This window comes from Demequina litoralis, assembly GCF_030418455.1.
Classification (GTDB): Bacteria; Actinomycetota; Actinomycetes; order Actinomycetales; family Demequinaceae; genus Demequina; species Demequina litoralis.
This window is the reverse complement of record NZ_JAUHPW010000009.1, coordinates 73887-94222: the sequence shown is the minus strand read 5'-3', so window position 1 is coordinate 94222 and position 20336 is coordinate 73887. Positions and strand designations below refer to the sequence as shown.

General features: G+C 73.6%; 16 protein-coding genes. 10 read left to right on the top strand and 6 right to left on the bottom strand.

The window, feature by feature from the left end; all coding sequences use genetic code 11:
- The first annotated feature begins 396 nt into the window (after positions 1-396).
- From leuS to holA, 5 genes are all read left to right on the top strand, one after another.
- Complete coding sequence (gene leuS, locus QQX09_RS11690; protein ID WP_301134892.1) at positions 397-2898, top strand: leucine--tRNA ligase; 2502 nt, start codon at positions 397-399, stop codon at positions 2896-2898.
- Positions 2899-3009: 111 nt separating this feature from the next.
- Entirely contained in the window at positions 3010-3864 is an 855-nt protein-coding gene (locus QQX09_RS11685) for a DegV family protein (protein ID WP_301134890.1), read from the top strand.
- Positions 3865-4065: 201 nt separating this feature from the next.
- Positions 4066-4773 carry a ComEA family DNA-binding protein gene (locus tag QQX09_RS11680; RefSeq protein WP_301134888.1) on the top strand — a complete coding sequence of 236 codons (708 nt, stop codon included), beginning with the start codon at positions 4066-4068 and terminating at the stop codon, positions 4771-4773.
- Between the two features lie 4 nt (positions 4774-4777).
- Positions 4778-7066: a ComEC/Rec2 family competence protein gene (locus QQX09_RS11675; protein WP_301134886.1), complete on the top strand. Its 2289-nt coding sequence runs from the start codon at positions 4778-4780 to the stop codon at positions 7064-7066.
- On the top strand, positions 7042-8052 hold the full coding sequence (gene holA / locus QQX09_RS11670) for a DNA polymerase III subunit delta (protein WP_436969066.1): 1011 nt from the start codon (positions 7042-7044) through the stop codon (positions 8050-8052). The genes QQX09_RS11675 and holA overlap by 25 nt, the downstream gene beginning before the upstream one ends.
- A 232-nt stretch (positions 8053-8284) precedes the next feature.
- Here holA and QQX09_RS11665 read toward each other — a convergent pair whose 3' ends face one another.
- The 4 genes from QQX09_RS11665 to QQX09_RS11650 all read right to left on the bottom strand — a co-directional run bounded on the left by QQX09_RS11665 (position 8285) and on the right by QQX09_RS11650 (position 11585).
- A complete protein-coding gene (locus tag QQX09_RS11665; RefSeq protein WP_301134884.1) occupies positions 8285-8959 on the bottom strand; it encodes an EAL and HDOD domain-containing protein in 675 nt (224 codons plus the stop codon).
- Between the two features lie 86 nt (positions 8960-9045).
- Positions 9046-9306 (bottom strand): 30S ribosomal protein S20, encoded by a 261-nt coding sequence (gene rpsT, locus QQX09_RS11660; RefSeq protein WP_062289062.1) that lies wholly within the window; start codon positions 9304-9306, stop codon positions 9046-9048.
- A gap of 75 nt (positions 9307-9381) precedes the next feature.
- Positions 9382-9888: a type II toxin-antitoxin system PemK/MazF family toxin gene (locus tag QQX09_RS11655; protein ID WP_436969069.1), complete on the bottom strand. Its 507-nt coding sequence runs from the start codon at positions 9886-9888 to the stop codon at positions 9382-9384.
- A 5-nt stretch (positions 9889-9893) separates the two neighbouring features.
- Entirely contained in the window at positions 9894-11585 is a 1692-nt protein-coding gene (locus QQX09_RS11650) for a putative bifunctional diguanylate cyclase/phosphodiesterase (RefSeq protein WP_301134876.1), read from the bottom strand.
- Between the two features lie 161 nt (positions 11586-11746).
- On the opposite strand from QQX09_RS11650, the gene lepA reads away from it, so the two are divergent.
- From lepA to QQX09_RS11635, 3 genes are all read left to right on the top strand, one after another.
- Complete coding sequence (lepA, locus tag QQX09_RS11645) at positions 11747-13606, top strand: translation elongation factor 4 (RefSeq protein ID WP_436969068.1); 1860 nt, start codon at positions 11747-11749, stop codon at positions 13604-13606.
- A 52-nt stretch (positions 13607-13658) separates the two neighbouring features.
- Positions 13659-14843 carry a radical SAM family heme chaperone HemW gene (hemW, locus tag QQX09_RS11640; RefSeq protein ID WP_301134873.1) on the top strand — a complete coding sequence of 395 codons (1185 nt, stop codon included), beginning with the start codon at positions 13659-13661 and terminating at the stop codon, positions 14841-14843.
- A gap of 79 nt (positions 14844-14922) precedes the next feature.
- A complete protein-coding gene (locus tag QQX09_RS11635) occupies positions 14923-16986 on the top strand; it encodes an acyltransferase family protein (RefSeq protein ID WP_301134871.1) in 2064 nt (687 codons plus the stop codon).
- 54 nt (positions 16987-17040) lie between these two features.
- Here the strand turns inward: QQX09_RS11635 and QQX09_RS11630 are convergent, their stop codons facing one another.
- The gene (locus QQX09_RS11630; RefSeq protein ID WP_301134869.1) at positions 17041-17526 is read right to left on the bottom strand and encodes a DUF4870 domain-containing protein; all 486 of its coding nucleotides are present in this window, start codon (positions 17524-17526) and stop codon (positions 17041-17043) included.
- A gap of 82 nt (positions 17527-17608) precedes the next feature.
- Entirely contained in the window at positions 17609-18004 is a 396-nt protein-coding gene (locus QQX09_RS11625; RefSeq protein WP_301134867.1) for a DUF4870 domain-containing protein, read from the bottom strand.
- A gap of 189 nt (positions 18005-18193) precedes the next feature.
- Between QQX09_RS11625 and hrcA the strand changes: the two genes are divergently transcribed.
- Positions 18194-19201 carry a heat-inducible transcriptional repressor HrcA gene (hrcA, locus tag QQX09_RS11620; RefSeq protein WP_301134865.1) on the top strand — a complete coding sequence of 336 codons (1008 nt, stop codon included), beginning with the start codon at positions 18194-18196 and terminating at the stop codon, positions 19199-19201.
- Positions 19202-20335, top strand: a complete 1134-nt coding sequence (gene dnaJ / locus QQX09_RS11615; RefSeq protein WP_301134863.1) for a molecular chaperone DnaJ — start codon at positions 19202-19204, stop codon at positions 20333-20335.
- Position 20336: the final 1 nt, after the last annotated feature.

Sequence of the window (20336 nt, the reverse complement as noted above, 5' to 3'; positions counted from 1 at the left end):
CCCGTCTCCGGATGGGATATCGGCATGATTCCGGCATTCCGGTAGTCCGTGCAGGGGTTTGTGGGCTATGCCACAGATGTCCCCCGCACAGATGTGGCCAATGTCACTCGTTCAGGGGGTGGAACGTCGTGCCTGGTCAGCGCCCGCGGACCGCCGCGCTCGTCCTGCTGGTGGCCAGGAGGCCGGGCTTGCGCGCGGTGACCCTGACGGTGATCCGCGCGCCGCGGTCCTTCGCGACGGGGGAGCACGTGCGCGCCGTCGCGCCCACCCTGCGCTCGACCGGTGAGCGCAATGGAGCGACCCCCTGCCGCCGACAAGGGTCGTGCGGCGACCCCGTCACGGGGTGGACGTACGTGCGCGGCCCGCGCGCGCATCGTCCCTCGGTAGAATTCACGGGTGACCGAGACGCCCCAGACCGACGAGCACCGCTACGACTTCCACGAGATCGAGGCCCGCTGGCTTCCCGTGTGGGAGGAGCGCCAGCCCTTCCGCTCGGGCCGCGAGAACGATGCGCGCCCCACGAAGTACGTGCTCGACATGTTCCCGTACCCCTCCGGCGACCTCCACATGGGCCACGCCGAGGCGTACGCGCTCGGCGACGTCATCTCCCGCCACTGGGTGCAGAAGGGCTTCAACGTCCTCCACCCCATCGGCTGGGACTCCTTCGGCCTGCCCGCGGAGAACGCGGCGATCAAGCGCGGGGTCGACCCCGCCGGCTGGACCGAGGACAACATCGCGCAGCAGCTGAGCTCGATGAAGCGCTACGCGTGCTCGTTCGACTGGGACCGCGTGCTGATGACGCATCGTCCCGACTACTACCGCTGGAACCAGTGGATCTTCACCCGGATGTTCGAGCGCGGCCTGGCGTACCGCAAGCACTCCAACGTCAACTGGTGCCCGAAGGACCAGACGGTGCTCGCGAACGAGCAGGTCGTGGGCGGGCTGTGCGAGCGGTGCGACACCCCGGTCACCAAGAAGAAGCTCAACCAGTGGTACTTCAAGGTCACGGAGTACGCCGACGAGCTGCTCGACGAGCTGGAGAACCTGCGCGGCTCGTGGCCGTCGAAGGTGATCGCGATGCAGCGCAACTGGATCGGCCGCTCGTCGGGCGCCGACGTGTCCTTCACGATCGAGGGCCGCGAGCAGCCGATCGACATCTACACCACGCGTCCCGACACCCTGTACGGCGCGACCTTCATGGTGGTGGCCGCGGACTCCGACCTGGCCGCCGAGCTGGCGGAGGGCGCGGACGCCGCGACCCAGGAGGCGTTCGCCGCCTACGTCGAGAAGGTCAAGGGCGAGTCCGAGATCGACCGGCTCGCGACCGACCGGGAGAAGACCGGCGTGTTCCTGCAGCGCTACGGCATCAACCCGGTCAACGGCGAGCGACTGCCCATCTGGGCCTCCGACTACGTGCTCGCCGACTACGGCCACGGCGCGATCATGGCCGTGCCCGCGCACGACCAGCGCGACCTCGACTTCGCGCGCGCCATGGACCTGCCGGTCCGGGTGGTCCTCGACTGCCGGGACGATGCGGGGGAGCCCTTCGGCGACCCCGTCGAGACGGGCGTTGCAGCGACGGGCGACGGCGTCCTTATCAACTCGGAGTCGCTGAACGGTCTCGCCAAGACCGAGGCGATCGCGGCCATCACCGCCGAGCTCGAGACCGCCGGCACCGGCCACGCGGCGACCAACTACCGCCTGCGCGACTGGCTGATCTCGCGCCAGCGCTACTGGGGCACGCCCATCCCGATCATCCACTGCGAGACCTGCGGCGAGGTCCCCGTCCCCGACGACCAGCTCCCGGTCACGCTGCCCGCGGCGGAGGGCCTCGACCTCAAGCCCAAGGGCCAGTCGCCGCTCGCGGCCGCGACGGACTGGGTGAACACCACCTGCCCGACCTGTGGCGGTGCCGCCCTGCGCGACACCGACACCATGGACACCTTCGTGGATTCGTCCTGGTACTTCCTGCGCTACCTCGACCCGGCCAAGACCGATGGGCCCTTCGACGTGCTCGACGCGAAGCGCTGGGCACCGGTCGACCAGTACGTCGGCGGCGTGACCCACGCGATCCTCCACCTGCTCTATGCGCGCTTCTTCACCAAGGCGCTCCGGGACATGGGCATGATCGACTTCGACGAGCCGTTCTCCGCGCTCCTCAACCAGGGCATGGTCCAGATGGACGGCTCCGCGATGTCCAAGTCCCGCGGCAACCTGGTGCGCCTGTCCGATCAGCTCGACGAGTTCGGCGTCGACGCCGTCCGTCTCACCATGGCGTTCGCCGGCCCGCCCGAGGACGACATCGACTGGGCCGACGTCTCTCCGGCCGGGTCCGCGAAGTTCCTCGCCCGCGCGTGGCGCCTCGCCCGCGACGTGACCTCCGAGCCGGGCGTCGACCCGAGCACCGGCGACGCGGCGCTGCGCGCGATCACGCACCGCACGTTGCACGACTCCCAGGAGCTGGTCGAGGGCTTCAAGTTCAACGTGGTGGTCGCCCGCGTCATGGAGCTGGTCAACGCGACGCGCAAGGTCATCGACAGCGGCGCCGGCGCCTCCGACCCGGCCGTGCGCGAGGCCGCCGAGGCCGTCGCGATCCTCCTCAGCCTGTTCACGCCGTACACGGCGGAGGACATGTGGGCGATGCTCGGGCACGAGGACGTCGCGCTCGCGACCTACCCGGCCGTCGACGAGTCGCTGCTCGTCGAGGAGACCGTCACGTGCATCGTCCAGGTCAAGGGCAAGGTGCGCGGCCGCCTCGAGGTGCCCCCGGGCATCTCCGAGGACGAGCTGCGCGAGCTCGCGCTGGCCTCCGACGGCGCCAAGCGCGCCATCGGGGACGCGGGCATCCGCACGGTCATCGTGCGCGCGCCCAAGCTCGTCAACATCGTCACCGCGTAGGCGCGTCCGACAGCGCCCGGTGCCCCAGCGGCGCCGGGCGCTGTCGCGTCCTCGGGCGGCGCCGCGGCCGGATCGCCCTCGCCGGGGTGGCCGCGCCGCTAGGGTGACGGCATGACCGTCGCAGTCATCGCCGACTCCGCGGCCTCGCTGTCCCCGGGGCTCGCCGCGAGCCGGCTCATCGGCGTGGTGCCGTTGCAGGTCGTCGTCGACGGCGAGGCGAGGCCGGAGGGTGTGGACATCGGCCACGCCGAGGTGGTCGCGCATCTGCGTGCGGGCGACGTGGTGACGACCTCGCAGCCGACGCCCGCGGCCTTCGACGAGGCGATCGCCGCCGCGGTCGCGGAGGGGGCCGACGGCGTCGTCATCGTGGCGATGTCGGGGGCGCTGTCGGGCACGTACGAGGCGGCCGTGGCCGCCGCGGCACGCGCCGACCTGCCGGTCGAGGTCGTCGATACCAGGACCGTCGCGATGGCGACCGGCTACGCGGCGTTGGCCGCCGCGCACGCGGCCCGGGCGGGAGGCTCGCTCGCGGACGTGGCCGCCGCCGCGCGCGCCGTCGCCACGGGGTCGCGCTGCTTCTTCACCGTCGAGTCGCTCGACCACCTGCGCCGGGGAGGACGGATCGGCCCCGCGGTCGCGGCGGTGGGACGCGTCCTCGGCATCCGACCGGTGCTCGAGGTGCGCGACGGAGAGGTCGTGCTCGTGGGACGGGTGCGGTCGGCGGCGCGGGCGCGGGCCGCCCTGCACGCCGCGGTGGACGATGCGCTGGGAGGGCGCGCGCACCCCGTCGTGACGGTCCACGGCGTCGGGGCGGAGGAGTCCGCGGGGGAGGCCGCGCGCGAGATCGAGGCGCGCCACCCGTGGCTCGGTCCCGTCGCGGTGGCCGAGGTGAGCGCGGTGCTGTCCGCGCACGCGGGACCAGGGACGCTCGCGGCGGTGGTCGCGGACCTGCCCCCTGAGGCCTGAGGGCTCTCCGCCTGGCGCGTCGCGCCGCCCCGCCTCGCGCCGCGCTGCCCCGCCTCGCGCCGCCCCGCCTCGCGCCGCGCCGCCCCGCCCCGCCCCGCCCACTCCGGCGGGCGATGACCCCGGCTCGCCGCGTGGGCCGCCGTGCCCACAGGGATGCCGGTGGCCGTCCACGACGAGGTCGCGCGAGCCTACGGTGCCCGCATGGATCTCGCCGACTCGTCCGAGGACGTGCGCGCACGCTGGTCCGCCGGGCTGCGCGATGCGGCGGCGCGTGCCTATGCGGCCGGCCACGGCGCCGACCCTCCCGCGCCGCAGCCCACCCGCTGGCGGCTCGACGCCCGTACTGCCGCGACCGCCGCGGCCGTGATCGCGGTCATCGCAGCGCTCGGGTGGTGGGGGTTGCGGGCGGAGCCGGCCGTGCCCCTCGTGGCGAGCGCCTCGTCCGCCGCGGCCACGGCGGCGCCCGCGAGGTCCACGCGGCCGGTCCTCGTGGTCCACGTGAGCGGCGCGGTGCGCGAGCCGGGGCTCGTCGAGCTCGCCGCGGGAGCGCGGGTCGCGGACGCCATCGCGCGCGCCGGAGGGCTCGGCCGCAAGGCCGACGAGTCCTCGGTCAACCTCGCCCGGCCCGTCGCCGACGGGGAGCACATCGTGGTGGGACGCGTCCTGGCGGCTGGCTCCTCCGGTGGGGCCGGAGGGTCGTTCGCTGCCGGTTCCCCTGCGCGTGTCGACCTCAACACGGCGGACGCCGCCGCGCTCGAGACCCTGCCCGGCGTGGGGGAGGTGATCGCGGCGCGCATCGTCGCCGATCGCGAGGCCAACGGGCCGTTCATCGCGGTCGCGGACCTCGAGCGCGTATCGGGGGTGGGCCCGTCGATCATCGCGGCGATCGCCGACCTCGCGACCACGTGACGAGGTGGGAGGCTGGGGCGACGTCAGGCTGGTCCCCGCGGCGGTGGCGACGTGGGTGGCGTCGCTCGCCTCCTGGGCCGGCGGGATGCGGGGCGGATTCGCGGTCGCCGGTGCATGCGCCGTCGCGGCGATCCTTGCGACGGTCGCGCGGCGGCGGGTCGGCGCGGGTGCGATCGGCGCGGTCGCGCTCGCGGCGGTCGCCGCCGTGGCCTCGACCGCCGGCACCGGTGCGGCGTCGGCGGCGCGCGCCTGGATCCCCGCGCACACGAGCACCATCGTCGAGGTGAGCGGCCGCGTCGTCGAAGTGAGGCCCGTCGCATCTCACGACGAGCCTCGCGTGGCGGTCCGCGTCGCGGCGGCGCGGTGGCGCGAGGCCGGGCAGCCGCGGTGGCGGGCGGGCGCCGGGCTCGTCGTCGTCCTCGCGGAGGCGGAGGGTGCGCCGGTGCGTGGCGGCACGGCGACGGTGCGCGGCACCACCGCGCCGGCCGCGGGCGGCCCCGTCGACGCGCTGCTCGACGGACGCATCGTCGCCAACCAGGAGCCGACCGGATGGCGGGCCGCGGCCGAGGAGGCGCGCGTGGACTTCGGGGAGGTGCTGGCAGGAGCGCCGGAGGCGACCTCGCCGCTGGTCGCGGGCATGGTGCTCGGCGACACGTCCGCGATGGATCCCGGGTTGGTGGCGCAGATGCGCGCGACGGGTCTCGCCCACCTCACCGCGGTCTCCGGCGCGCACTTCGCGATCCTCGCCGTGGCGGTGGGCACGCTGCTGCGGCGCGCGCGGGCCTCGCCCGCGATCGTCGCCGTCGGGACGGTCGCCGCCTGCGGGGCGTTCGGTGTGGTGGTGTCGGGCGGCGGCTCCGTGCTGCGGGCGCTCGCCATGGCGGCGATCGCGGCGGGGGCACTCCTCGCCGGACGCCGGGGCCAGAGCGTGCCTGCGCTCGCAGCGACCGTGGTGGTGCTGCTGCTGATGCGACCCGAGCTCGCGCGTGACGCGGGCCTCGCCCTGTCCGTCGCCGCGGTGGGATCGATCGCGCTGCTCGCACCGGGGCTGGCGGGCCGCCTCCGACGTCGCGTCGCCGCGCCCCTCGCGGATGCGGCCGCGGTGACGCTCGCCGCGCAGGCCGCGTGCCTGCCGATCCTCGCGGCGATCGACGCCGGCGTGGGCCCGTGGGCCGTGCCGGCCAACGCCGTCGCCACGCCGTTCGCGATCCCGGTGACGCTGCTCGGCGTCGCGGCATTGGCGCTGGCCGGCCCGGCGCCCGCGCTCGCCCAGGTGCTCGCCGACGCGTCCGCACGATGCGCGTACCCCGTGGTCGCCGCGGCGCGCGCCTTCGCGGAGGCGCCGGGCGGCGACCTGCTCAGCGACGTCGGCGCGCGCGGCGTCGTGCAGGGAGGCCTGCTGCTCGCCGCCGTCGCCGCGGCGGCGCGGGCGCCGCGGCCCTGGTGGCGGGCCGGCGCGCTCGTCGCGGCCGTGCTCGGACTCGTGCTCCACGCGCCGCCGCGGTGGCTGCCCGAGGCGCTCGGCGGCGCGATCGACGGCTGGACCGTGGTGGCGTGCGACGTCGGCCAGGGCGACGCCCTCGTCGTGCGCGGGGGAGGCGGCGTGGTGATGGTCGACGTGGGCACGGAGGACGCCGATGCCGCGGGCTGCCTCGACCGGCTGGGGGTCTCGCGGGTGGATCTGCTGGTGCTCAGCCACGAGCACGCGGACCACACCGGTGGGGTCGCACCGCTCCGGGAGGCGGTCGACGTGGGGCACGCGTGGTTGCCGGCCGCGCCATCCGAGCAGACCCTCGACGCGCTCGCCGGGATCCCGACGTCGACGCCGGCCGCGGGGGAGCAGGTGCGGGTGGGAGGCGTCACCGTCGAGGTGCTCCAGACGGGTCCCACGCCGCGCTCGCGCGACGGCACCGAGGTCAACGACTCGTCGACCGCGCTGCGGATCGAGGCCGCCGGGCTCGTGGTGGTCGCGCTCGGGGACCTCGAGGTCGAGGGTCAGCGGCGGCTGGAGCCCGCGGTGGCGGCGCTGGGCGTTGTCGATATCGTCAAGGCCGCGCACCACGGCTCCGCCGCGCAGGATGCGGCGCTGGTGCGCGCGATCGCGGCGCCGGTAGCGCTCGTGTCCGTCGGGGCGGGCAACGACTACGGGCATCCGTCGCCCGAGGCTCTCGACCTGTACGGCGGCGGGGGAGCGGTGGTGCTGCGGACGGATGTGTGCGGAGACGTGGTGCTGGGCGCACGGGACGGCGAGCCGGTGCTCGTCCGGCGATGTCGGGACTCCGTGGGAGGCTAGTCCCCGTGGCGAGACGAGAGGCACCCCAGGCGACATGGCATCGCGCCGCCCCGGCCCCGGTGGTGCTGGTCTCCGGTCCCGAGAAGCTGCTCGCGAGCCGCGCGGTCGAGCGCGTCACGGCGGTGATGCGCAAGAGCGGCGACATCGAGGTGAGCAGGCTCGACGCCAGCGCCTACGCCCGCGGAGGCCTCGCGGGGGCGACCAGCCCGTCGCTGTTCGCCGAGCCGGGCCTCGTGGTGGTCGAGTCGCTCGAGGCGATGAACGACGACTTCCTGCAGGACGCGCTCGCCTACGTCGCGCGACCCGACCCCGAGTGCGTGGTCGTGCTGCTCCACGGTGGCGGCGTGCGCGGCAAGAAGCTGCTCGACACGCTCCGCAAGGGTGGCGCTCCCGAGTACACCTGCCCCGCGATCAAGAAGGACGCCGAGCTCGTCGACTTCGCGACCGGCGAGTTCGAGCGGGCCAAGCGCCCGGCCCCCGCGCGTGCGGTGCGCGCGCTCGTCGACGCGATCGGCGAGGACGTCGCCGAGATCGCGGCCGCGTGCGCGCAGCTGGTCAGCGACGTCGAGGGCACCATCGACGAGGCCGCCGTCGCGAAGTACTACGGCACCCGCGTCAACGCGACCGGCTTCGCAGTGGCCGACGCGGCCATCGCCGGCCGGACCGCCGACGCCATCGCGCTCGTGCGTCACGCGCTGTCGACGGGCACGGACCCGGTCCCGCTGGTCGCCGCGCTCGCGATGAAGCTGCGCACCCTCATCAAGGTGGGTGCCGCGCGCGGCCGGGGTGTGAGCCTCAAGGAGCTGGGGATCCAGCCGTGGCAGGAGGACCGCGCGCGACGCGACCTGCGCAGGTGGGACGCGGATACGCTCGCCCTCGCCGTGCAGGCGGTCGCCCGGGCCGACGCCGAGATCAAGGGCGCGTCGCGTGCGCCTGGCTTCGCGCTCGAGCGGGCGGTCCGCACGGTCGCCGAGCTCGCAGCCTGACCACCCCCGCCGCCCGCGCTTCCGGGGAACTGAGCGACGGTTCTGAACGATCCGTGACTCCCAGGGGGAACTCAGCGACGCCTCCGCGAGAGCACCGTCGCTCAGCTCCCCGCAGGAATCGCATACCTGCTGAAACCGTCGCTGAGTTCCCCGAAACGCGAGGCGGGCCGGGGCGGGCGCGGCCCCATAGCCGAGGCGGGCCGGGGCGGGCGCGGCCGAGGCCGGGGAGCGGCTAGACCAGCGCCGCGTGCTCGCCGCGGTCGTGGACGATGACGCGCTCGAACCACCAGCCCTGGAACAGGTCGAAGCCCAGGTCCCCGCACGCCTCCATGATCTCGGCATCCTCGACGCGTTCCGCGATGAGCGTGGCGCCGCCGCGGCGCGCCGCCTCGACCAGCGCCGGTCCCTCGCGGACGAGGTCGCGGAAGTCGACCTTCACGTAGTCGGCGAGGGGGAGGAGGCTCAGCTGGGACTCGGTGGCCGCGAAGTCGTCGACGGCGACGCGGAAGCCGTCGCGCTTGAGCTCCGACAGCCGCGCGGCGAGCGCCACGTCCGCGTAGGCGGACTCGACGATCTCGATCACCACGCGCGCCGGGTCGCAGTGACGGGCGAGGTCATGGTCGAGCAGGTAGGTGCGGGTGAAGTTGATGAAGGCGGGGTGCGGCGCGGTGATGTCGGGGTCGCGCCAGAACGCGGCCGCGATCACGTGCTCGGTCGCCCGGTCCTGCAGCCGCGGCGGCCACATGTCGATCGGCAGCCCCTCGTGGCCGGGCGCGCGGTAGAGGAGCTCGTGCCCCCGCACCTCGCCGGCGCGTGTGAAGATCCCCTGGCGCCCCACGATCGCGGCCGAGCCGTGGCGGCTCAGGTGCGGAGGGTGCCAGAGCCGGGGGCCCGCGGCGAGTGTCACAGCAGGCAGACTAGCGGTCACGCCCCCGGAAAGCACGAACGCCCCGATCGCCGGTGGCGATGCGGGGCGTAGGTGCGTGAGGTCGCTTAGAGAGCGGCGACCTGCTTGGCCAGCGCCGACTTGCGGTTCGCGGCCTGGTTCTTGTGGATGACACCCTTCGACACGGCCTTGTCGAGCTTGACGGAGGCGGTCTTGAGGGCGGTCTCGGCGGTGGCCTTGTCGCCGGCGGCGATGGCCTCGCGCACCTTGCGGACGTTGGTCTTGAGCTCCGACTTGACGGCGACGTTGCGCAGGCGAGCCTTCTCGTTGGTGCCGATGCGCTTGATCTTCGACTTGATGTTTGCCACAGCGTTCCTTCTGCGTCTTGGTGAAAGTTGGGGGGTGGAGCGCGAGCAGGCGCTCACACACGAACGGAAATTGTATCAGCGATGGTGCTCTTTGAGCGAACCGGCGACGCGGTCGAACGTGGCGCGGTCGAGGATCGCGCCCTCGCGGCGCACCGTGGCGGGGTCGACCCGCAGGATGCGGTCGAGGCGTACCTCGCTGGGACGCCCACGAGAGTCCCACGGTCCGGCGCCGATGTCCATCCAGTACCGGCCCCACCGCGCCTCCTGGGCGGCGTCCTGGTCGTGGTCCTTGCTGGTGAGCATGAGCCCGAGCAGCCAGCGCCCGTCGTGCCCGATGAGCAGGACCGGGCGGTCCTTGCCCTGGCTATGGTCCTCCTCGAACGGCACCCACGTCCACACGACCTCGCCGGGGTCGGGGTCCCCGTTGCGCGAGGGCGCGTACCTGACGGTCGGCATGCCGGAGAAGTCGCCCGGGTAGGCGGTCGTCGTGCGGGTGGACGATGCGCGGGCGGGTCCGGCGGTCCCGCCCGGTCGCGGGGTGGTGCGGACGGCGCGGACGATGCGCCGGAAGAGGTCGAACAGGGAGCTCACCCTGCCGACGGTACCGGCCCCTCGTGCGGGTCCGCCACGGACGACGGACCGCGCAGGTCGAGCTCGTGGGCGGGCTTGGCGTGCCCGAAGAGGAAGCCCTGCCCGAGCTGCCAGCCGTGCTCGCGCGCGATCGCGCGCTGCGCCTCCGACTCGACTCCCTCGATGACGCCGGACATGTGCAGGCTGCGGGTGAGCGTCGCGACGGTGGTCGAGATGCGGTCGCCGGTGCCGCGGTCGCCCAGGCGCAGCGTGAACTCGCGTGCGAGCTTGAGCCCCGAGACCGGGTTGAGCAGCACGGAGCTGAGCGCCGAGTAGCCGGTGCCGAAGTCGTCGATGATGAGGTCGACGCCGAGCGCGGTGAGGCCGTCGAGGTCGGACTTCGCGGCCTGGGTGGCGATGAGCATGCCGGACTCGGTGATCTCGAGGCCCAGGCGGTGCGGGTCGATCCCGGTGGCGTCGAGCGCGTGGGTGACGACGCGGGTGAGGTCGGCCGAGCCGATCTGGCGGGTCGACACGTTGACGAACACGCGCCCCGTGAACTCCGGGTGGGCGGCGATGAACTCGCAGGCCTCGGTGATGACGAACGCGCCGAGCGGGACGACGAGGTTCGCCTCCTCGCACACCTCGATGAACTCCTCGGGCAGGAGCAGCCCGCGGTTGGGGTGCTGCCAGCGCACGAGCGCCTCGTACGCGACCACCTCGGCCGTGTCGAGGCGCACGATCGGCTGGTAGTGCACCACGAGCTCGCCCTCGCGGATCGCGGCGCGCAGCTCGGACTCGATCGACAGCTTGTTGAGCGCGTGCGAGCGCAGCTCGCTCGTGAAGACCTCGACGCGGGCGCGGCCGCGCTGCTTCGCCGCGTACATCGCGGTGTCGGCGTTGCGCAGGAGGCTCTCGGCGGTGAGGTCGGGCTCGGCCAGCGCGAGGCCGGCGCTCACGGTCGGGACCACCTCGTGGCCGCTCACGTTGAACGGGATCTGCACGTCCGAGGCGATCACGGTGAGGAAGGCCTCCGCGGCCGCCTGCGTCGCGACGGACTCCAGGATCACCACGAACTCGTCGCCGCCGAGGCGCGCGACGGTGTCGCCGGGACGCACGGCGCCCTTGATGCGGCGCGCGATCTCCTGGAGCAGCTCGTCGCCGGCCTCGTGCCCGAGCGAGTCGTTGACCACCTTGAAGTGGTCGACGTCGAGGAAGATGCACGCGACGGTGTGCGCGTCGGTGCGGCGCTCCTCGAGCGCGGCCTCGAGCCGCTCGAGCAGCAGCGTGCGGTTCGCGAGGCCCGTGAGGTGGTCGTACAGGGCGCGGCGTTCGAGCAGGTCCTTGGCGCGGCGGATCTCGGTGATGTCCTCGACGTGCACGAGGTAGCGCGCGGCGCCCTCGCCCTCGGCGGGCGAGACGGTCATGCGCGTCCACACCGCGTCGCCGTTGCGGTGGATGAGGCGCGTCTGCGCCTGGAAGTAGGGAAGCTCGCCGTGGTCGAGCTGCCAGCGCAGCTCCTCGTCGCGGGGGATGTCGTCGGGGTGCGTGAGGTCGCGCAGGCGGTAGGTGCGGAGCGCGGCCACCGAGCGTCCGACGATGCGCGCGAAGGCGCCGTTGACGTCGACGAGGGCGCCGTCGGCGCCGAGCACCACCATGCCGATGGGCGAGCCGTCGAACGCGGGACGGAACAGATCGGTCTCCGCCATCGTCGCCTCCTCCCGGGTCCTGGCCGCGCGCACCCTGCGCGCGGTCCACTCCATGTATCGGCAGGTCGGGCGCGGCCATGAGGCTCGGGGGCCGCCGCGGTGCGGCCCGACTTCATGGGAGAATAGCCCGCACCCGAAAAAGCCTGAACCGAGGAACCGTCATCACCGTGTCCGCAGATCCCCGCATCGAGCCCGCCTCGACCCAGCCGGCGCTCATCCGCAACTTCTGCATCATCGCGCACATCGACCACGGCAAGTCGACCCTCGCGGACCGCATGCTCCAGCTCACGGGGGTCGTCGAGCCGCGCCAGATGAAGGCGCAGTACCTCGACCGCATGGACATCGAGCGCGAGCGCGGCATCACCATCAAATCGCAGGCCGTGCGCATGCCGTGGTCGGTCGACGGCGAGCCGCACGCGCTCAACATGATCGACACCCCGGGCCACGTGGACTTCACCTACGAGGTGTCCCGGTCGCTCGCGGCGTGCGAGGGCGCGATCCTCCTGGTCGACGCGGCGCAGGGCATCGAGGCGCAGACCCTCGCGAACCTGTACCTCGCGATGGAGAACGACCTCACCATCATCCCGGTGCTCAACAAGATCGACCTGCCGTCCGCGGACCCCGACCGCTACGCCGCGGAGCTCGCGCAGCTCATCGGCTGCGAGGTCGATGACGTCCTGCGGGTGTCCGGCAAGACCGGCGCGGGCGTGCCCGAGCTCCTCGACCGCGTGGTGCGCGACATCCCCGCGCCCGTCGGCGACGCCGCGGCCCCCACGCGCGCCATGATCTTCGACTCGGTGTACGACACGTACCGCGGCGTGGTCACCTACGTCCGCGTGGTCGACGGCTCGCTCAAGCCGCGCGAGAAGATCGCCATGATGTCGACGCTCGCGACCCACGACCTGCTCGAGATCGGCGTGATCAGCCCCGAGCCGATCCCCACCAAGGGGCTCGGCGTCGGCGAGGTCGGCTACCTCATCACCGGCGTGAAGGACGTGCGCCAGTCCAAGGTCGGCGACACCGTCACCGCGGCCGCGCGACGCGCCGAGGAGTCGCTCGGCGGCTACCGCGACCCCAAGCCGATGGTGTACTCGGGCCTGTTCCCGCTCGACGGCTCGGACTTCCCGATCCTGCGCGACGCCCTCGACAAGCTCCAGCTCAACGACGCGTCGCTCGTGTACGAGCCCGAGAGCTCCGTCGCGCTCGGCTTCGGCTTCCGCTGCGGCTACCTGGGCTTGCTCCACCTCGAGATCGTGCGCGACCGCCTCGAGCGCGAGTTCGGCCTCGACCTCATCTCGACCGCCCCGAACGTGGTCTACGAGGTCGAGATGGAGGACGGCAAGGTCCACACCGTCACCAACCCGTCCGAGTTCCCCGGCGGCAAGGTCGCCGCGGTCCGCGAGCCCGTCGTGAAGGCGTCGATCCTGGTGCCGAGCGAGTTCATCGGCACCGTCATGGAGCTGTGCCAGGAGCGCCGCGGCGTCATGGGCACCATGAACTACCTCAGCGAGACGCGCGTCGAGATGCACTACACGCTGCCGCTCGCCGAGGTGGTGTTCGACTTCTTCGACCAGCTCAAGTCCCGCACCCGCGGCTACGGCTCGCTCGACTACGAGCCCGCCGGCGAGCAGGTCGCGGACCTCGTCAAGGTCGACATCCTCCTCCAGGGCGAGCAGGTGGACGCCTTCAGCGCGGTCGTGCACAAGGACAAGGCGTACGCGTACGGCCTGTCGATGGTGGGCAAGCTCAAGGACCTCATCGACCGCCAGCAGTTCGAGGTGCCGGTCCAGGCCGCGATCGGCTCGCGCATCATCGCCCGCGAGACCATCCGCGCGATCCGCAAGGACGTGCTCGCGAAGTGCTACGGCGGCGACATCTCGCGCAAGCGCAAGCTGCTCGAGAAGCAGAAGGCCGGCAAGAAGCGCATGAAGAACATCGGCTCGGTCGAGGTCCCGCCGGAGGCCTTCATCGCCGCGCTGTCCACGTCGGACGACGGCTCGGACAAGGGCAAGAAGAAGTAGCGTGCCCCTGTCCGACGCGACGGACCATGTTCTCACCAGGCATGATGAGCACATGAATACCGTCGCGGGGGTGAGGGACCTCGGCGTCTACGTCCACGTCCCGTTCTGCTCGGTGCGCTGCGGCTACTGCGACTTCAACACGTACGCGCCCGGCGAGGTCGAGGGCGCGACCCGCGAGGGCTACGTCGAGGCCGCGCTGCGCGAGATGGAGCTCGCGCGCACCGCGATGCCCGGCGACGCCCGCGCCGCGCGCACCGTGTTCTTCGGCGGCGGCACCCCGACCATGCTCGACTCGTCCGCGCTCATCGCGCTGCTCGACGGCGTGCGCGGCACGTGGGGGCTGAGCGCCGATGCGGAGGTCACCACCGAGGCCAACCCGGACTCCGTCACCAAGGAGTCGCTGCGCGCGCTCGCGCGCGCGGGCTTCACCCGCGTGAGCCTGGGCATGCAGTCCGCGGTGCCGCACGTGCTCACGACGCTCGACCGCACGCACAACCCGGCGAACGTGGAGCGCGCCGTCGCGGCCGCCCGCGAGGCCGGCCTCAAGGTCAGCCTCGACCTCATCTACGGCACGCCGGGGGAGTCGCTCGCCGACTGGCGCGCCAGCCTCGAGTCCGTCCTCGCGCTCGAGCCCGATCATGTGAGCGCGTACGCCCTCGTGATCGAGCCGGGCACCCGCATGGGCGCGCAGCTGCGCCGCGGCGAGGTCGAGCCGACCGACCCCGACGTCCAGGCCGAGATGTACGAGCTCGCGGACACGCTCCTGAGCGAGGCCGGCTACTCCTGGTACGAGGTCTCGAACTGGGCGCGCGAGCCCGCCGACCGCTGCCGCCACAACATGGCGTACTGGCGCAGCCAGGACTGGTGGGGCGTGGGCCCCGGCGCACATTCCTACCTGGGCCCGCACCGTCGTCCCGACGGCACGGAGGCACCCGCGCGCCGGTGGTGGAACGTCAAGCACCCGCGCGCCTACGCCGCCCGTCTGGCGGCGGGCGAGAGCCCGGAGGCCGAGGGCGAGGAGCTGGCGGGCGACGATCTCCGCCTCGAGCAGGTGATGCTGCGCCTGCGGCTGTCCGAGGGCATCCCCGCCGAGCTGGTGGAGGGACGCGGCGAGGCGGTCGCGAAGCTCATCGCGGACGGCGTCCTCGACGGCGCCGCTGCCGTGCGCGGGACGCTGCGGCTCACGCGTCGCGGCCGCCTGCTCGCGGATCTCGCGGTCCGCGCGCTGGCCTTCTGACCCGCCCCACCACGGCGCGGACGGCGTCCCGCGGAGCGACTCGCCGCGCGCATCTGGGCGTTCGACCCGGATGTCCCCGATGTCCGTTCCGGGCCGTACCCTGGTGGGCCGGAATACCAGGAAGGAGCGGCGGCCCTCGCGGCCGCCGGGCACGCTCATCAGCACCGACACCCTCACGCGGGAGGCCCCGCGCGCGCGACAGACCCGCGCCGTCCCGCGCGGACGGATCGCGGGTCTCGACGGCCTGCGCGCGATCGCCGTCGTCCTGGTGGTCGCGTACCACCTCGCGCCGTCGTGGCTCCCGGGCGGCTACGTCGGCGTCGACGTGTTCTTCGTCCTGTCGGGCTTCCTCATCACCACGATCCTGCTCCGCGAGCGCGCCGAGCGCGGCCGCATCTCGCTGCGACGCTTCTGGGTCCATCGCGCGCGTCGCCTGCTGCCGGCGCTGGCCGTCGTCGTCGCGGTCGGCGTCGCCGTCGTGTCCGCGGCCGCCGGCGTCGTGCTGCTCGGGGGCGGAGCCGTCGAGGGCTCCCTGTGGGGCGACCTGCTCGTCGGCGCCGGTGCGGAGGTCGCGGCCGCCGCGACGTTCACCAGCAACTGGGCCACCCTGCTGCTCGGCCGCAGCTACGCCGCCGCATCGTCCCCGCACCTGTTCGAGAACCTGTGGTCCCTCGCGGTCGAGGAGCAGTTCTACCTGCTGTGGCCGCTCGCGGTGATCCTCATCGGTGCCGCCGGCCTCGCGATGCGGCGCGCGGCCTGGGTCGCGGCCATGCTCGCCGCCGCATCGGCGCTCGCCATGGCGGTGCTCCTGCCCGCCGGCGATCCCACGCGCGTCTACCTCGGCACCGACACGCACGCCTTCGGCCTCATGATCGGCGCCGGGCTCGCGTTCTGGTGGGCACGGGACGATGCGCGGGAGGCCGCGGCGGCGCAGCCCGCGCGCGCCGTCACGCTCGGCGCCGTGGGGCTCGTCTCGCTCGGCGCGATCGCCGTCCTCCTGCCGTGGGACTCTGCCTGGGCGTACCGCGGCGGGCTCGTGCTCGCCTCGCTCGCCGCCGCGGCCGTCGTCCACCTCGTGGTCGCGGTGCCGGCGCTCGGGGAGCGACTCGACACACCCCTGCTGCGGTGGGTGGGCGACCGCTCGTACGGCATCTACCTGTGGCACTGGCCCGTCCTGGTGGTCGCGGTGACGGCGCTCGACGGCGGCCGCGTCCGCGAGGCCTCGGGGCCGGCCGTGGTGATCACGGTGGTCGCGACGGTCGCCGCCGCGGCGGCCTCGTATCGGTGGCTCGAGATGCCGGTGCGGCGCATGGGCCTGCGCCGTGCCGCACGCGTCCTCGTCGGGCGGCTGCGGCGGGGGGACGATGCGCGGAGCGGCTGGCGTCGCCGCCGGGCTGTCGCGGTGGTCGGCGCGGCCGGCGGCGTGCTCGCGCTCGCGGGGGCGGGCATCGCGCTGGCGCCCGACCGCACGGGCCTCGAGGCGCGGCTGGAGGAGGGCGCGCGCCTCGCGGCGACGCTCGCAGCGCCGCCGCCCACCCCGTCGACGCCCGCGACGATCCCGGCGCCGGGTACGCCCGCATCGTCCGTGCTGGGCCTGGGAGGCACGCCTCTGCCCGCGCAGGTCCCGCCGCCCGGCGCGCTGCCCGAACGCCGGCCGGCGCCGCCCGTCGGCAGCGACGTCACGGTGATCGGCGACTCGGTCGCGCTCGGCGCCGCGCCGGCGCTCGCGGAGGCGCTGCCCGGCATCGCGGTGGACGCCGAGGTGGGGCGGCAGTTCTGGACGGGCGTCGACCGCGTCGAGCAGCTCGCACGCCAGGGGCGGCTGCGCGACTACGTGGTGGTCGCGCTCGGCACCAACGGCGCGGTACCCGAGGAGGACATGGACCGGCTGATCGCGGCGGTCGAGGGGCGTCCGGTGGTGCTGGTGACGCCGTACGGCGACCGGTCGTGGATGGCGGCGTCGCAGCGCGCGGTGCGCGAGGCGGCGCGGGCGCATCCGAACGCGGTGGTGGCGGACTGGCAGCGCGCCGTCGAGCGCCGCCCGGACGTGCTCGGCTCCGACGGGATCCACCCCGACGACGACGGCTCGGCCGTCTTCGCCCGCACCGTGAAGCGCGCCCTCGCGGCCGCGGCGGCGGCCTGACGCACGAGGGCCGGGACCCGGGGTCGCCCCCGAGCCCCGGCCGTGCGGGCTCCGTCAGCGGATGAACGGGATGATGAGCGGGATCCGGTAGTACTCCCCGCGGTTCGCCTTGACGCCGGCGATGATCGAGATGACGAGCGCGTAGATCGGGTACCCGATCATGGGGATCCACGTGACGGCGAACCCGATGCCGAGCGTCAGGAGGCCGATGAGGACCGAGGCGATCACCACGACCAGCGACGTGAGCTGGAGGTTGAGGTTGGTCTTGCCGTGCCAGTCGACGAGCGCGCTGCGCTCGCGGTAGATGAGCCACATCACGAGCGGCACCACGAAGGCGAGCGTGCCCGCGGAGACCACGAGCGCGACTGCGGCGAGGATGTGCACCAGCATGGCGATGGTGCGGGCGTCGCTCTCGAGCATCGGGGCCGGGGCGACGTAGGGCGGCGTGGGCGCCGCGTAGGGCTGCTGCGGCTGGGCGGGGCCGTCCTGAGGGGGGACGGTGCCGTCGGCCGGCGTCTGGGGCTGGGTCGTGTCGTTCATGCCTCCAGCCTCGCAAAAGGGGCGGGGCCCCGCATCCACCACGAGGGGGAGCGGGGCCCTGATCCTGCTCGGGGTACGACCCCTACTTCACGATGCGCCAGTTGAACGGGTAGCGGTAGCGCTCGCCGCGGTTGGCGGCGATGCCGGCCATGATGCACAGCACCAGCATCGCGATGCCGACCACGACGCTGAGCACGATGCCGATGATCACCACCCACAGGATGCCGGCGACGATCTGGGCGATGGTGACGAGGATCGAGAAGTTGAGCGCCTCCTTGCCCTGGTCGTCGACGAACGCGCTGCGTTCGCGGAACACCAGCCAGATGATGAGCGGCGGCAGGAAGCCGAACAGGATGATGCCGAGGTGGGCGAGCATCGCCCACAGGCGCTCGTCGCTCTGCGTCATCGGCTGGGGGGCGTAGGGCTGCTGGGGCGGCGGCGGAGGCGACTGCGGTGGCGGCGGCGGGTTCTCGGTCATGGCTCTCTCCCTCGGATGCGGACCTGGGCGGAGGCGCGCGAGGCGCCCCCGCACCTCCAATCTAGCCAGGTGGGCGCGCTCCGGCCGGGTGCCGCGTGCGGGCCCCGGCACGCCGCGCCGGGGCCCGGGAGGCGTCCGCGGGCCGCGTTAGGATTAGCACTCGTCGAGTTCGAGTGCCAGGAGGGGATCGTGAGCGAGGAGCGTCGCCGCGCCGTGCTGCGCGCGATCGTGGAGGGCTACGTGTCCACCCACGAGCCCGTGGGGTCGAAGGCGCTCGCCGAGGCCCACACGCTGGGCGTCTCCTCCGCGACCATCCGCAACGACATGGCGATCCTCGAGGAGGAGGGGCTCATCGCGCAGCCCTACACCTCCGCGGGGCGCATCCCCACGGACCTGGGCTACCGCTCGTTCGTGGACCAGCTCGCGGCCGCCGCGCTGCCCGACGCCCACAAGCGCGCGATCGGCACGTTCCTGTCCGACGCCGTCGACCTCAACGACGTCGTCGAGAGGTCGGTGCGGCTGCTGAGCCAGCTGACGCGCCAGGTGGCGGTGGTGCAGTACCCGTCGCTGCGGGAGTCCGCGGTGCGCCGCATCGAGCTGGTGCGCATGGGCGCCGAGCACGCGCTCGTGGTCGTGGTGTCCGCGGACGCGCGCGTCGACCAGCGCACCATCGCGCTGGGCGAGGCGACATCGGACGACGCGTTCGAGCGCGCCGTGCGCGAGGTCAACGCCACCGCCGAGGGCCTCACCGGCGCCCGGCTGGAGGCGGCGCTCACCATGTGGGCCGCCGCGCCCGACCAGGTGCCGTGGGCCGGGGCCGTCGCGGACTTCGTGGTGACCGCCGCGCGCGGCGGCACCGTCGAGCGCGTCGTGTTCGCGGGAGCGTCCAACCTGGCACGAGCGGGTTCCGGCCTCGAGGCCGGCACGATCGCGCCGGTGCTGGACGCGCTCGAGGAGCAGGTGGTGCTGCTGCGGCTGTTGCACGAGATGGCGGCCGAGGGGGACGATGTCTCGGTTCGCATCGGCGCGGAGACGCACCACGAGGCGCTGTCGCGCACGTCGATCGTCGCGGCGGCCTACGGCCGCGACGCCGCCTCGCTCGTGGGTGCGCTCGGACCGACACGCATGGACTATCCGGGGACGATGGCCGCCGTACGCGCCGTCGCCCGCTATCTGTCGAAAGTGGTGGAGCTCTAGGTGAAGGACTACTACGCCGTCCTGGGCGTCTCTCGGGACGCCTCCGAGGCGGAGATCAAGAAGGCGTACCGCAAGCTCGCGCGCGAGCTGCACCCCGACGTCGCGGGTGCGGAGGGCGAGGAGCGGTTCAAGGAGGTGGCCGCCGCGTACGACGTGCTCGGCCACGCGGACAAGCGCGCGCAGTACGACCGCGGCGTGGACCCCCGCGCCGCGTCCGGCGGCGCGGGCGGCCCCCAGGGCTTCGGCTTCGAGGACATCTTCGAGACGTTCTTCGGCGGCGGCGCCGGCCCGTTCGGCGGGCAGCAGCGCGGCCCGGCCTCGCGCGTCCAGCGCGGCGGCGACACGCTCGTCCACACCGAGGTCACGCTCGAGGAGGCCGTCTTCGGCGTCACCCGGGAGATCCAGGTCGACCTCGCGGACGTCTGCACCACATGCCACGGCTCGTGCTGCGCGCCCGGCACCCAGCCGCAGGGCTGCCGCCAGTGCAACGGCACCGGCTCCGTCCAGCGCGTCGCGCGCTCGCTGCTCGGCCAGGTCATGACCACCGCGCCGTGCCCCACGTGCGGCGGCTACGGCTCCACCATCGAGACGCCGTGCGGCGAGTGCTCCGGCCAGGGCCGCACCCACTCGCGCCACACCGTGAGCGTCGACATCCCCGCGGGCGTCGAGACCGGCACCCGGATCCGCATGACGGGTCAGGGCGACGCCGGCATCGCGGGCGGCCAGAAGGGCGACCTCTACATCGAGATCCGCGAGCGTCAGCACGCGGTCTTCGAGCGTCGCGGCGACGACCTGCACTGCAACCTCGAGGTGCCGATGACCGCCGCCGCGCTCGGCACGGTCCTGACCGTCGAGACCTTCGACGGTCCGCAGGAGGTCGACGTCCGCCCGGGCACGCACGCGGGCTCGACGGTGAGGCTCAAGGGGCTCGGCGTCGGCCGTCTCCAGCGCGCCGGCCGCGGCGACCTGCACGTGCACCTCGACGTGGTCACGCCGACGGACCTCACCGACGAGCAGGCCGAGCTGCTGCGCCAGCTCGCGGGCCTGCGCGGCGAGGAGGCCCCCGAGGCGCGCCTCGCGCCCCTCGGCGGCGGCGTGTTCTCGCGCCTCCGGGACGCCTTCAAGGGTCACTAGG

Excerpts from the sequence above, each read along its gene's own strand:
- QQX09_RS11630 (WP_301134869.1), bottom strand. The coding sequence starts at position 17,526 with ATGAACGACACGACCCAGCCCCAGACGCCGGCCGACGGCACCGTCCCC.
- QQX09_RS11625 (WP_301134867.1), bottom strand. The coding sequence starts at position 18,004 with ATGACCGAGAACCCGCCGCCGCCACCGCAGTCGCCTCCGCCGCCGCCC.
- QQX09_RS11635 (WP_301134871.1), top strand. The coding sequence starts at position 14,923 with ATGTCCGTTCCGGGCCGTACCCTGGTGGGCCGGAATACCAGGAAGGAG.
- QQX09_RS11680 (WP_301134888.1), top strand. The coding sequence starts at position 4,066 with ATGGATCTCGCCGACTCGTCCGAGGACGTGCGCGCACGCTGGTCCGCC.
- hemW (WP_301134873.1), top strand. The coding sequence starts at position 13,659 with ATGAATACCGTCGCGGGGGTGAGGGACCTCGGCGTCTACGTCCACGTC.
- QQX09_RS11650 (WP_301134876.1), bottom strand. The coding sequence starts at position 11,585 with ATGGCGGAGACCGATCTGTTCCGTCCCGCGTTCGACGGCTCGCCCATC.
- holA (WP_436969066.1), top strand. The coding sequence starts at position 7,042 with ATGTCGGGACTCCGTGGGAGGCTAGTCCCCGTGGCGAGACGAGAGGCA.
- QQX09_RS11685 (WP_301134890.1), top strand. The coding sequence starts at position 3,010 with ATGACCGTCGCAGTCATCGCCGACTCCGCGGCCTCGCTGTCCCCGGGG.